Consider the following 12,907-nt stretch of genomic DNA (forward strand, 5'->3'; position numbering starts at 1 on the left):
TGACATGTCCTGCCATTAGGGGTAAAGGAGCCATTTACCCTTAGGAAACTTTCCTTTACATTCGAGGTATCCCCCCATGTAAAGGAGCATTTCCATGAGACGGGTGCTCACGTTACTCAGCGCGTTGGTCGTGGTGGTGTCAGCCACGATCTTCGCCGCCTCCCCGGCGATGGCCCACGGCTACGTCAACTCCCCGCCCAGCAGGCAGTACAACTGCAAGCTGGGCAAGGTCCAGAACTGCGGGCCGATCGTCTGGGAGCCGCAGAGCGTCGAAGGCGCCAAGGGCCAGCGCAACTGCCACGCCGGAGACTCGCGCTGGGCTCCGCTCAGCGACGAGAGCAAGCCCTGGCCGGTGACCAACGTCGGCACGTCCACCACCTTCAGCTGGACGTTCACCGCCAGGCACGCGACGCTCTCCTACGAGTACTACATCGGCGGCACCCGCGTCGGCTTCGTCGCGGGCAACGGCCAGCAACCACCGGCCACGGTCTCGCACAATGTGAACCTGTCCGGCTTCAGCGGCCGCCAGAAGGTCCTCGCCATCTGGAACATCGCCGACACGGCCATGGCGTTCTACGCCTGCATCGACGTCAACATCGGTGGCGGCCCCGGCCAGCCCACCCCGACCCCCACGCCCACTCCTACCCCCACGCCCACGCCCACCCCGACCCCGACGCCCACGCCGACCAACCCCGGCGGCACCTGGGCAGCCGGCACGTCCTACACCGCGGGCAGCACCGTCACCTATGGCGGATCGTCCTACCGCTGCCTTCAGCCGCACACCGCCATCGCGGGCTGGGAACCCCCCAACGTCCCATCGCTCTGGCAGCGGATCTGACCATGGAACAAGTCCGTGACGCGGGAGTGTCGCTCTTCCGCATCGTGATCGGGCTGCTCTTCGCCTGTCACGGGGCCGTCAAGCTCTTCGGATTCCTTGGCGGCCCTCGTGGCGGCACCCCGGCCGTCTTCGAATGGCCGGGCTGGTGGGCGGGGCTCATCGAACTCACCGCGGGCAGCCTGGTCCTCTTGGGCCTGGCCACCCGCGCCGCGGCGTTCCTCGCCGCGGGTGAGATGGCCTACGCCTACTTCATGGTGCACCAGCCCAAGGGACTGTTCCCCATCATCAACGGAGGTGAGCTCGCCGCCCTGTTCTGCTGGTCGTTCCTGATTCTCGTGTTCATCGGGAGCGGCCCCTGGTCGTTGGACACGGTGGTGGCGCATCTCCGCCACCGCTTCAAGGTGAAGGTTCCCCAAGGTCCCTGACCGGGGACCTGCGCAGACGGCACCCGCTCCGTGCGGCGGGAATCGGGTGCCTGAGGCCCCGCCGTACCCCTCACGCCCTCACGTCGGTTTGCACGTGGGGTGGCACAGACGGCGGGCCAACGCGGCCAGGAAGACCTCGATGATCTCGCTCGGCTCCTGCGCGACGTGCAGGGAGCCGTTGGTGGCCGTGGTGATCTCGGACAGTCCCGCGCGGTCCACCCCCGAGCCGAAGGCGATGACGACGATCTGCACCGGCTTGTCGGGGTCCCATTCCTTGCGCAGGTGCTCCAGAAGCTGCTCGCGGGTCAGGCCCTTGCCGTCGTCCCGGCCGGCGGTGATGATCAGGAGCGTGTTGTTCATCTCCTCGCGGAACCCGGTGGAGACCTCCCGGAAACCGCTGAGGATGGCGTCGTGCAGCGAGCTGTCCAGGCCGGGGTGGATCTTGAGGGTCGAGGTCAGCGCGTCCAGGCTGCCGCGCCGGACCACCTGGCCGGACTCCGGCTCGTTGATCGGGCCCAGCCGCACGCGCTCGCGATAGCCCTTGGCCCGGCCGCCCAGCGTGTCGGCGAACTCCCACATGCCCATGTGCGTGGAGTCGGGGAACAACTGCAGCCCGATCTTCGCCGCCGACAGCGCGAGGCCCAGGTCGCCGGACATGTGCCGGGAGGTGTCGGCCAGGACCAGGATGTTGGTCGGCGGCGCCAGCCTGCTCCACGCCTGCAGGGCGGCGTCGATCTCCGCCGGTGAGATGGACGGGCGGGTCCTCGGGGTCTCCGCCGGAATCTGCGGACCCGGCGAGATCGGGCCCAGCGTGCCGTCGCCGGAGCGGAACCCGGCCCGCCGTACCAGCTGCTGCGCCTCGTCGCCGCGCAGCCAGTCGGCGAACGCGGTCGAGGCGGCGGCCACCTCGGGGTCGGTGGCGGTCACGACGTACGGGTAGTCGAGGTTGATCGTGCCCTCGCGCGGGTGCAGGGCGACCACCGGGTCGGCCGACGGCTGCCGGTTGTGCTCGCGCACCGACTGCTCGGGCACGATCACGACCGGCCGCTGCCAGAACGCCCGGTCGTCCACCGCCGCCAGCATCGAGCGGTAGTCCGGCGCCGAGCCCGCCTGCGCCCAGCGCACGAACGCGGTCAGCGCCCGGTCGGCGGCGGCGCCGGTGCCCACCACGTCCCGGGCCGCGGCGACGGTGGCGATGCCCGCCCCGGCCAGCGACGGATCGGGTACCCGGACCACGTCCGGCTCGTTGGTGTTGGGCCGCAGCCGCCCGCGGACGGTCGAGGGGAAGACCATGCGCCAGTTCATCTCGGTCCTGCCCACCGCGAAGCGCTGGGCCAGCGACTGCCGGGTGGCGAAGACCAGCGGCGAGGTCGCCACCGTGCTCCGGCCCGCGGGCAGCGCGCTGGCGCCCTGCTTGCGGGCCAGCCGGATCCAGGCGGAGGAGTCGGCGATCCAGCCGTCCGGCCGCTGGCGCAGCACGCCGGCCCGGTCGCCGATCAGCGTGCGCAGCACGGTCGCCGGCGGCTGCTCGGTCACCTGGACCAGGATGCAGCGCCCGCCCGTGGCCGTCCTGGTCTCGTTGAACCGCTCGGCCGCCTGCATCGCCACCGGCGCCACGTCCACCGCCGCGGCCACGCCGACGAGAACCGGCTCCCGTGTCGCGCACAGCGCGCCGCCGCCGCCGAAGACGAACACGATCCCGGCGACGACGACGGCCAGGGCCGTCAGCCCCGCCAGCAATCCCCGGCTGAGCGCCTGCCTCCGTCGCTGCTCAGGCGTCAGCCCGGCGCGGTGTCGAGCCAACCGCACGGTTGCTACCTCTCCTCGGGGAGTGATGATTCTCCCAGCGCCGCCCGGGGGCGGCGCAAGGTCGGGTAGAACTTGTTATAGCTAAACGATCCTGAGCACGCTACGGCAGACGCCGTTGCTCTTGGCCGAAGCGGCCAGCCGCTCGTCGTCCGGCCGGCCGTACTCGGTGGTGCGCTGACGGAACGGGCGGCCCGTCGGGGCGACCATCTCGGCCATCTCGCTGATCGTCTTGTAGGAGCCGTTCTCGGAACCGGCCATGCGGCTGATCGTCTCCTCCATCAGCGTGCCGCCCAGGTCGTTGACGCCGCCCTGGAGCACCTCCCGGCACAGGTCGTCGCGGAGCTTGACCCACGAGCACTGGATGTTCTTGATCGCGCCGTGCAGCAGGATCCTGGCCAGCGCGTGCACGGCCCGGTTCTCCTGCGCGGTGGGCCCGGGGCGGGCGATGCCGGCCAGGTAGATCGGGGCACTGTGGTGCACGAACGGCAGCAGCACGAACTCCGAGAAGCCGCCGGTCTCCTCCTGGATGCTCCGGATCAGCTTGATGTGCTTGACCCAGTGCAGGTGGTTGTCGACGTGGCCGTACATCATCGTGGAGGTCGTCGGGATGCCGACTCGGTGGGCGGTGGTGATCACCTCGATCCACTCGGCCGCGGGCAGCTTGCCCTTGGTGAGCACCCAGCGCACGTCGTCGTCGAGGATCTCCGCCGCCGTGCCGGGCAGGCTGTCCACCCCGGCCTCGCGCGCCGCGTGCAGCCAGTCCTCGATCGAGAGATTGGTACGGCTGGCCCCGTTGACCACCTCCATCGGCGAGAAGGCGTGCACGTGCATGCCCGGGGTGCGTTCCTTGACCGCTCTGGCGATGTCGAAGTAGGCGGTGCCCGGCAGGTCGGGGTGGATGCCGCCCTGCATGCACACCTCGGTCGCGCCCGCGTCCCACGCCTCCGCGGCCCGGTCGGCCACCTGGTCGAGGCTGAGCGTGTAGGCGTCGGCGTCGGTGCGCCGCTGGGCGAAGGCGCAGAAGCGGCAGCCGGTGTAGCAGACGTTGGTGAAGTTGATGTTGCGGTTGACGACGAAGGTCACGTCGTCGCCGGCGGCCTGGCGGCGCAGGTCGTCGGCGATGCGGGCCAGCTCGTCCAGGGCGGGGCCGTCGGCGCCGAGCAGTGTGACCGCCTCGGCGTCGGTCAGCCCGGCCGGGTCGGCCTCAGCCCGGCGCAGCGCGTGGCCGAGGTCGCCCAGCAGGGCCGCGGGCGCCGCGGGCAGGCGCTCGCGCAGGGCGTCCCAGTCGCCGTAGACGTGGTCGAAGTCGTCGCGGCGGTCGTGGGTGCGGCCCTCGGTGTCCACGGCGGTGTGCAGGTCGACCCGGCCCGAGGCGCTGAAGCCGCCGTCCGGCTCCTGCCAGGGGATGCCCTGGACGACGGCGTCCTCCCTGGCCAGGCCGGTCTCCATGTCGGCCAGCGCCCTGATGTGCGTCATCACCCGGGGGTCGGTCCAGGGCTCGCCGGCCAGGACGTAGTCCGGGTAGAGGGTCAGGCGTTCGCGCATGCCGTACCCGGCGGCGGCGGTGCGCTCGGCCAGCTCGTCGATCTGCGGCCACGGCTTCTCGGGGCTGACGTGGTCGGGGGTGAGCGGCGAGACGCCGCCCCAGTCGTCGATGCCGGCCCTGATCATCAGCTCGTATTCGCCGCCGATGAGGTTGGGCGGCGCCTGGATGCGCGTCTTGGGGCCGAGCACCAGGCGGGCGACGGCGATCGTGGCGGCCAGTTCGTGCAGGTCGGCGTCGGGCATGCCGCGCATCGCCGTGTCCGGCTTGGCGCGGAAGTTCTGGACGATGACCTCCTGGATGCCGCCGTACTCGCGGGCAACCTTCCTGATCGCGAAGATCGACTCGGCGCGGTCCTGGACGGTCTCGCCGATGCCGATGAGGATGCCGGTGGTGAACGGCACGTTCGACCGGCCGGCGTCCTCCAGCACGCGCAGCCGTACCGCCGGGTCCTTGTCGGGTGAGCCGTAGTGGGCGGCGCCCTTCTCCGTGAACAGGCGGGTGGAGGTGGTCTCCAGCATCATGCCCATCGAGCCGGCGACCGGCTTGAGGCGCTGGAAGTCGCGCCAGGTCATGGCGCCGGGGTTCAGGTGCGGCAGCAGGCCGGTCTCCTCGAGCACCCGGATCGCCATCGCGCGCACATAGGAGATCGTGTCGTCGTAGCCGTGGGCGTCCAGCCACTCGCGCGCCTGGTGCCAGCGGTCCTCCGGCCGGTCGCCGAGCGTGAACAACGCCTCCTTGCAGCCCAGCGCGGCGCCCTGGCGGGCGATCTCCAGCACTTCGTCGGGGCTGAGGAAGGGCGCGGGCAGCTTGTGCGGGGCGGTGGCGAACGTGCAGTAACCGCAGCGGTCGCGGCACAACCGGGTCAGCGGGATGAACACGTTCTTGCTGTAGGTGATCACCCCGTCCCGCCCGGCGTTGCGCAGCCCGGCGTCACGCACCCGCCCGGCGTGTTCGAGCAATGTGTCGAGGTGCCCGTCCCGGGCGTGCAGCAGCACGGTCGCCTCGGCGACGTCGAGCGCCTTGCCGTCGCGGGCACGGGCGAGCGCCCGGCGCAGAGCAGAATCACTGACCAGAGTCATATGCGGCACGATACGGCCCCCTGGGTCTGACTGCCGCACCCAGCCCTCCGGAAACCGCCCCAGTAAGAGTCGGGCTTTATCCAGGATTTGAGCTGAACCCTTTAGGACGTTGGACCTACACCTCATCCTCAGGAGGTAGACCGCAATCCCTACCTAGGCCCGATTCGCCCGCTATGACAGGCAGTCGAAGATCCTGTCATGCGAAGATTCGCGGCACTTGTAGTAGGGCTTGTCGCCCCTCTGTCGATAGTCGCGCCGACGGCCGCCTCCGCCGCGGCCGTCGAGCCCAAGGCGGACATCGCCTGGTCCCCCTGTCCGGAGAACACGGCCGTCGACTGCGGGACGCTGGCCGTACCCGTCGATTGGAAGAACCCGGCGGGCGGCACCGTCAACGTCGCCGTCGCGCGGCGCAAGGCCGCGGACCCGGCGGCGAAGATCGGCGCGCTCGTGCTCGGCGCCGGCGGTCCCGGCGGCTCCGGCGTCAATCTGGTCCTCGGGAGCGACCAGAGGTTCAGCCCCGAGCTCCTGCGGCGTTTCGACATCGTCGGGTTCGACCACCGCGGCGTCGGCCGCAGCAACCCGGTCGTGTGCTCGGAATCGGTGATGCTCGAGGCCCCGGCCAGCCCGTTGATCAAGAACCAGGCCGAGTTCGACGCGTGGGTCGCGTTCAACGCGAAGCTGCGCACCGACTGCCGGGCCCGTACCGGCCCGCTCTTCGACCACGTCGACTCGCTCAGCGCCGCCAAGGACCTCGACGCCTTCCGCGCCGCCTTGGGCGAGCAGAAGATCAGCTACTGGGGCGGCTCCTACGGGACCCTTCTCGGCCAGACCTACGCCGAGAACTTCCCCAGCCGGGTCCGCGCCGCGGTGCTCGACAGCACCATGGACCACAGCCTCGGCACGGCCGCCTTCATGGCCACCGAGACGTGGGGCACCCAGGACGGCTTCAACGAGTTCGTCGCCTGGTGCCAGCGCGAAACCTCCTGCCTGCAGAACGGCGAGGACGTCCGGGCGATCTGGCGCGACCTCCTGGCCAAGGCCGACCGCGGTGAGATCATCGACCCGTCGCGGCCCGACACCCCGATCTCCGCGTTCGAGATCATCGACCACGCGGTCGGCGCCTTCTACGACCCGCGCCGCTGGCCGACCTTGTCGCAGACGATCGACGAGCTGTCCCGGGCCGCGGTCAAGGCGGGCACGTTCGCCAAGCCCGTGACCAAGGCGGCGAGCTCGCAGGAGAACCTGATACGCAACCCGACTCAGGTCTTCTGCCTGGACTACCGCCTGCCGGTGCGCGACTTCGCCCAATGGAACTCCCTCGTCAAGAGCCAGGCCAAGATCGCGCCGGACATGCGCTACAGCACGCTGGCGATCTTCCCGGTCGTCTCCTGTCTCGGGCAGCCCGACCCGATCCCCAACCCGCAGCACCGCCTGAAGGTCCGCACCCAGACGCCGGTGCTGGTGGCCAACTCCCTGCACGACCCCGCCACGGTCTACCCGTGGGCGCTCAGCACCACCGCGCAGCTCGGCCGCTCGGGCCGGCTGCTGAGCTACGAGGGCTGGGGCCACATCGTGTACGGCCGCGGCCCGTGCGCCACCTCGGCCATCGACGGCTACGTGCTGAACCTGACGGTCCCGCCGCGCGGCGCGACCTGCCCGGCGGTCCCGCCGGCGCAGGCCAAGACGCTCGGCGACAACCCGCTGCACCAGGACTTCGCCCCGAAGGCGCCGGGTCAGCCCGGCTGGGGATTCCCGTCCTGATCCAGCCCTGACCGGCCGGGTGCCCGTCCTCGCGGTGTCGCGGGGGCGGGCACACTGGTGGGGTGAAGGAGCGAGTGTGGACGCCGGACGGGCCTCTCGACGTCGGGCTCGCCATGGCTCCGCACCGCCGGGGCGGTGGCGACCCCGCCTGGCGGCAGGGGCGTGACGGCGCGATCTGGCGCACCTCGCGCACGCCCGACGGCCCCGGCACGCTGCGCCTCTCCCTCCGGGCGACGATCGTGTACGGCCACGCCTGGGGCCCCGGGGCAGACTGGCTGCTGGAGACCATGCCGGTTTTGCTGGGGGCGGACGACGACATTTCCGGATTTGTCGTGAAGCATGAGGTGCTGGAGGACGTCACCCGCAAGCACCCGGGACTCCGCATCGGCCGGACCGGCCGGGTCATGGAAGCACTGGTCCCCGCGATCCTGGAGCAGAAGGTCGTCGGCCGCGAAGCCTGGCGCGCCTGGCGCTGGCTGCTCAACAAGTACGGCGAGCCCGCCCCCGGCCCCGCGCCCGAGGGCATGCGGGTGATGCCGGAACCCGGCACCTGGCGCGAGATCCCCACCTGGGACTGGCACCGCTCCGGCGCCGAAGCCGTCCGCGCCAGGACGATCGCCACCGCCGCCTGGCACGCCGCCACACTCGAAGCCGCCCCCACCAGCGCGGAGGCCGACCGCCTCCTGCGCACCCTGCCCGGCATCGGGGTCTGGACCTCCGCCGAGGTACGGCAGCGCGCCTTCGGCGACCCGGACGCCGTCAGCGTCGGCGACTACCACCTCGCCAAGATCGTCGGCTATGCCCTGACCGGGGTGAAGACGGACGACCCCGGCATGATGCGCCTCCTGGAGCCGTACCACGGCCACCGCCACCGGGCCACCGTCCTGATCGGCCTCACCGGCCTGCGCCCACCCGCCCGGGGGCCCCGCATGCCGGTGCGCGACTACCGCTCCTTCTGACCGGGGCGGCCCGCCGTACCCCTCAGCGGTAGACCGCGACGGCGGCCTCGCCCACGAGCCTTTCGACCAGCGCGACGAGGGACTTGACCTGCGGCGAGTGGCCGCGGGCGATGGTGAGCAGGTTGGCGCCGAGCTGGGCGTCGGACTGGCCGATGTACAACTCGGTGTGCACCTGGAGCACCAGGACCAGGCCGCACAGGGTGGCCCCGCGGGCACCGATGTCGCGCCAGCCGCTCACGGCCGAGCGCACGTCGGCCGAGGCGCGCACGATCGCGGCCATGTCGGTCTGGTAGCGGGTGTAAGGCAGCATGCCCAGCCGTCGGCCGGTCACCGCCACCAGGACGCCCGCGTTCACCAGCTCGCGCCGCGTCCGGTCGTAGACGTCGGCCGCGACGCCCTTGGCCCAGGTGAGCGCGTCCAGCCCGGCGGGGTCGCGCAGGAACTCGCGGGCGTAGGTGTCGATGACCGGATCGCCGGTGGCGGTGAGCTCGGCGGCCGCCGCCCCGCTCTTGTCCAGCGTGACCCGGCCGGACAGCACCAGGTCGGCCAGCACCGCTCCGGCCAGCCCGAGGGCGATGGAGGAGCGGTGCACCAGCGGCTTGCCGTTCTCCTGGTGGCAGACCACGAACAGGTCCTGGTAGAGCGGCGGCGATTGTTCCATCGGCCCGCTCACACCTGTGCTTTGCGTGAGTCGTGTCCCTGCAGGGCGGGCGGACGGCCGAGCAGGTACAGGACGCCGAGGACCACGCCGCCCACCACGAACCAGACCAGGCCGGCGAGCTGGGCCATCACGTTCGCGTGGATCACCACGAAGAGGAGGATGGCCATTCCGATCAGCGGCACGACCAGGTGCGCGCGCAGGTCGCCGGACTTCTGCCGGACGACGTAGTGCACGATCACCGACACGTGCAGGACGATGAAGGCGACCAGCGCGCCCATGTTGATGAGGCTCGAAAGCAGGTCGACGCCGTCAGGGCGGCTGGACATCCACAGCCCGAGCCCCACCGACACCACCGAGACGAGCAGGATGGCGTTGGACGGCACCGAGTTCTTCACCGAGATCTTGGCCAGGAACCTCGGGAGCTGGCGGTCGCGGGCCATCGCGAACAACAGGCGGGAGACCGCGACCTGCGCCACCAGGGTGTTGGCGATGCCCCAGGAGATGGCCGTGGCCAGCGAGGTGAGCTGCCTGAGCCACTCCCCGCCCGCCACCGCGGCCGCGTCGTAGAAGGCGGTGCCGCTCAGCGGCTTGCCCTCGGGCACGAGCAGCGCGGCCACCCAGACCTGCGTGATGAACAACGCCCCGGCCAGCAGCAACGCGATGCGCATGGCCCGGCCCACCTGCTCGGAGCCACCGGTCGACTCCTCGACGAGCATGCTGATGCCGTCGAAGCCGAGGAACGACAGCACCGCCACCGACACCGCCGCGAAGATCACCGACCAGGAGAAGGTGTCCGGGTTGAACAACGGCGACAGGCTGAACCCGCGCCCGTACCCCTGCATCAGGGCCCAGATCCCGGCGATGAGGAAGAGCCCCAGCACGATCAGTTCGGCGACGATCATCACCTTGGTCAGCGTGATCGTCATCCGGATGCCCCGCAGGTTGATCACGGTGTTGATCACCACGAAGAGGACCAGCCACGCCCACACCGGAACCGCGGGGACGCTGGCGTTCATGGCGATCGAGGCCACGAGGTAGAGCAGGCTCGGCACCAGCAGGTAGTCGAGCAGGATCGCCCACCCGGTCATGAACCCGACGGGCGGCGCGATCCCCCGGCCGGCGTAGTTGTAGACCGATCCCGACAGCGGGAACGCCTTGACCATCTGCGCGTAGGACATGGCCGTGAACAGCATCGCGACCACGCCGGTCAGGTAGGCCAGGACGGGCATGCCGCCCGACGTCTCGTAAACCAGACCGAAGATCGCGAAAGGCGCGATCGGCACCATCATGATGAGGCCGTAGAGCACCAGGTCGCCCAGCCCGACTCCGCGGCGTAATTCCTGCCGGTAGCCGAATCGGTCGACGTTCTCCTGTGTGTTCACAACTGCCTCCTTGCGGTGCGGTTGTGTGATCCTTCCGTAGCGCTGGGTCGCCTCGCAAGACATTCCGGATGAACGAAACCGGCTGACAGAAACGGCAAAGGCGGAGTCGTGACTCAGGTCACGTGGCTCACACGTCGCTGGAGTAGCGGACCGCGCACTCCGGCAGCTCGATATCCGGCCAGACCCGAATGCCGGCCTGAAGCTCGTTGCCCGGCCCCACGACGGCCCGGTCGCCGATCAGCGCGTCGCGGACCACGGCCCCCGGCTCGACCCTGGCGCCCTCCCCGAGCACCGAGTCGGTGACCGTGGCGCCGGCGCCGACCTCGCTGCCGTCCAGCAGGATGCTGCCGGTCACCGTGGCGCCGGCGGCCACCCGCGCCCCGGCGCCCACGACGGTGCCGCCGAGCACCTTGGCCTCCGGGGAGACCAGCGACCCCGGCAGCGCGAGGAACTCGCCGGTCGGCCCGGGCAGGGCGGGCGAGGCCAGGCGGCCGAGGACGAGGTCGCGCGAGCCCTGCACGAGCGCCGCCGGGGTGCCGACGTCGAGCCAGTACGTGCGGTCGGCGTACCCGAGCACGAGTTCCCCGGACTCGATCAGCCCGGGGAAGGTCTGCCGCTCGACGGAGACGACCTCGCCGGCGGGGATGGAGTCGATGACCGAGCGGGTGAAGACGTAACACCCGGCGTTGATCCGGTTGGTGACGGGGTTCGGGGTCTTCTCCAGGAAGGCGGTGACCCGGCCGTCGCCGTCGGTGGGCACGCAGCCGAAGCGGGTGGGGTCGTCGACCTCGGTGAGATGGAGGGTGACCGCGGCCCGGCGGGCGACATGGGCACGGACCTGGTCGCCGATGTCATGACCGGACAGGATGTCGCCGTTGAGGATGAGCACCGGCGCGTCGGGGTCGCTGCCGAGCGCCTGGGCGGCGTTGCGGATCGCGCCGCCGGTGCCGAGCGGCGTCTCCTCGGTCATGTACTCGAGCGAGAGGCCGAAGGCGGAGCCGTCCCCGAAGACCGGCTCGAACATCGCGGCCTTGTAGGAGGTGGCGAAGACGATCCGGCGCACGCCGAAGGAGCGGGCGCGAGCGAGCTGGTGGGCCAGGAACGGCACACCGGCAGTCGGCAGCAGTGGCTTGGGCGTGCCCAGCGTCAAGGGACGCAGGCGCGTGCCCTGGCCCCCGACCAGGAGGATCGCCTCCAGGTCCGGCAAAGAGCTCTCCATCACTCCGCGAGAGTATCCAACTATTCGACCGCCCGTTGATAAGAGAGAAGGTGCGCCTCGGCCGAGGCGTCCCAGGTGAATTCGTGCGAGCGCGCCAGCCCGGCCTCGCCGAGCCGCGCCCGCCGCTGCGGATCGGCCAGCAGGCGGCCGAGCGCGTCGGCGATGCTGTCGGCGTCCGGCTCGGTGTAGGCCACGGCGTCACCGCCGACCTCGGGCAGCGAGGTGCGATGGGTGGTGAGCACGGGCGCGCCGCAGGCCATCGCCTCCAGCACCGGCAGCCCGAAGCCCTCCCCCTTCGACGGGAACGCCACGACCTCCGCGCCGCCGAGGAAGCCACGCAGGTCGGGGCTGTGCAGATAGCCGGGGCGGATCACCCGGACGGTCGCCTCGACCTCCCGGCAGGCGGCGTCGACGTCGTCCTCGTGCACGCCGCCGCCGATCACCAGCGCGGGCGGGTCGGCCAGGCTCTTGACCGCCATGGCGAAGCCGCGGATGAGGTTGGGAACGTTCTTACGTGGTTCCAGGGCACCGAGAAAGGCGACGTAACGCTGGCCGTGCAGCCCGCAGCGCTCGGCCGCCCGCCGGCGTTCCTCCGGGGTCGGCGGGTGGAAGGTGCCCGGGTCGACGCCGTGGTAGGCGACGTCGATGCGGGTCGGGTCGGCGGCCAGCACCCGCACCAGGTCGTCGCGCGTGGCCTTGGACGGCACGATGACCCGCTGGGCGTGGCGTACGGCGGTGCGCGTGGCGGCCCGGAAGAAGGACGCCTTCACGGTGCCGTGCTGGTCGGGTTCGGTGAACCAGGTGACGTCGTGGACGGTGGCCACGGTCGGCAGCCCGGAGCGCAGCGGAATCGAGTAGTAGGGCGCGTGGATGACGTCGGCGCCGGCCTGCCGCGCCAGGAGCGGCACGCCGGTCTGCTCCCAGGCGAGCCTGGCGGCCCGGTTGGTGATGGCGACGGGCCCGGGCAGGACGCGGGCCGAGGGCGCCAGCCGGCGGTAGCGCTCGGCTTCGGATCTCTGGCAGACGACCGCGAGGTCGGCCCCGGCCCGGTGAAGGGCGGCGACGAGGCCGTCGACATATCGAATCAGCGCGCCGCGGTCCGCGGGGACCGCTGCGGCATCGACAAGCACGCGAGGCATTACGGTGATCTTCTCCCCTCAAGATCAACGTGGGACCCGGTGTCCCCCTCTGATGTTCAGCCTATGTCCACCCTCCCCTAAAGCGTGGC

The 12,907-nt window shown here is 71.0% G+C and carries 10 protein-coding genes; 4 read left to right on the plus strand and 6 right to left on the minus strand.

The features are described 5' to 3' along the window. Positions 1 to 94 precede the first annotated feature (94 nt). Together FVE25_RS30290 and FVE25_RS30295 are read left to right on the plus strand one after the other, a co-directional pair. Positions 95 to 838 (plus strand): lytic polysaccharide monooxygenase, encoded by a 744-nt coding sequence (locus FVE25_RS30290; protein WP_157250495.1) that lies wholly within the window; start codon positions 95 to 97, stop codon positions 836 to 838. A gap of 2 nt (positions 839 to 840) precedes the next feature. Then, positions 841 to 1,263 (plus strand): DoxX family protein, encoded by a 423-nt coding sequence (locus FVE25_RS30295; RefSeq protein ID WP_157250496.1) that lies wholly within the window; start codon positions 841 to 843, stop codon positions 1,261 to 1,263. Between the two features lie 78 nt (positions 1,264 to 1,341). Here the strand turns inward: FVE25_RS30295 and FVE25_RS30300 are convergent, their stop codons facing one another. Both FVE25_RS30300 and FVE25_RS30305 read right to left on the minus strand, forming a co-directional pair. Further along, a complete protein-coding gene (locus FVE25_RS30300) occupies positions 1,342 to 3,072 on the minus strand; it encodes a substrate-binding and VWA domain-containing protein (protein ID WP_246267649.1) in 1,731 nt (576 codons plus the stop codon). A gap of 81 nt (positions 3,073 to 3,153) precedes the next feature. After that, complete coding sequence (locus FVE25_RS30305) at positions 3,154 to 5,697, minus strand: bifunctional FO biosynthesis protein CofGH (protein WP_157250497.1); 2,544 nt, start codon at positions 5,695 to 5,697, stop codon at positions 3,154 to 3,156. 198 nt (positions 5,698 to 5,895) lie between these two features. Here FVE25_RS30305 and FVE25_RS30310 point away from each other — a divergent pair, with 198 nt between their 5' ends. Together FVE25_RS30310 and FVE25_RS30315 are read left to right on the plus strand one after the other, a co-directional pair. Next, on the plus strand, positions 5,896 to 7,458 hold the full coding sequence (locus tag FVE25_RS30310; protein ID WP_157250498.1) for an alpha/beta hydrolase: 1,563 nt from the start codon (positions 5,896 to 5,898) through the stop codon (positions 7,456 to 7,458). Positions 7,459 to 7,520: 62 nt separating this feature from the next. Next, a complete protein-coding gene (locus tag FVE25_RS30315; RefSeq protein WP_157250499.1) occupies positions 7,521 to 8,417 on the plus strand; it encodes a DNA-3-methyladenine glycosylase family protein in 897 nt (298 codons plus the stop codon). Positions 8,418 to 8,439: 22 nt separating this feature from the next. On the opposite strand, the gene FVE25_RS30320 is transcribed toward FVE25_RS30315, so the two are convergent. From FVE25_RS30320 to FVE25_RS30335, 4 genes are all read right to left on the minus strand, one after another. After that, positions 8,440 to 9,078, minus strand: a complete 639-nt coding sequence (locus tag FVE25_RS30320) for a GOLPH3/VPS74 family protein (RefSeq protein WP_157250500.1) — start codon at positions 9,076 to 9,078, stop codon at positions 8,440 to 8,442. A gap of 8 nt (positions 9,079 to 9,086) precedes the next feature. Further along, the gene (locus tag FVE25_RS30325; RefSeq protein WP_246267651.1) at positions 9,087 to 10,460 is read right to left on the minus strand and encodes an APC family permease; all 1,374 of its coding nucleotides are present in this window, start codon (positions 10,458 to 10,460) and stop codon (positions 9,087 to 9,089) included. A gap of 127 nt (positions 10,461 to 10,587) precedes the next feature. Continuing rightward, positions 10,588 to 11,679 (minus strand): mannose-1-phosphate guanylyltransferase, encoded by a 1,092-nt coding sequence (manB, locus tag FVE25_RS30330; RefSeq protein ID WP_181019758.1) that lies wholly within the window; start codon positions 11,677 to 11,679, stop codon positions 10,588 to 10,590. A 20-nt stretch (positions 11,680 to 11,699) separates the two neighbouring features. Further along, positions 11,700 to 12,818, minus strand: coding sequence for a glycosyltransferase family 4 protein (locus FVE25_RS30335; protein ID WP_157250502.1), 1,119 nt, complete (start codon positions 12,816 to 12,818; stop codon positions 11,700 to 11,702). Positions 12,819 to 12,907 lie beyond the last annotated feature (89 nt).

This window comes from Nonomuraea typhae, assembly GCF_009760925.1.
Taxonomy (GTDB): Bacteria; Actinomycetota; Actinomycetes; order Streptosporangiales; family Streptosporangiaceae; genus Nonomuraea; species Nonomuraea typhae.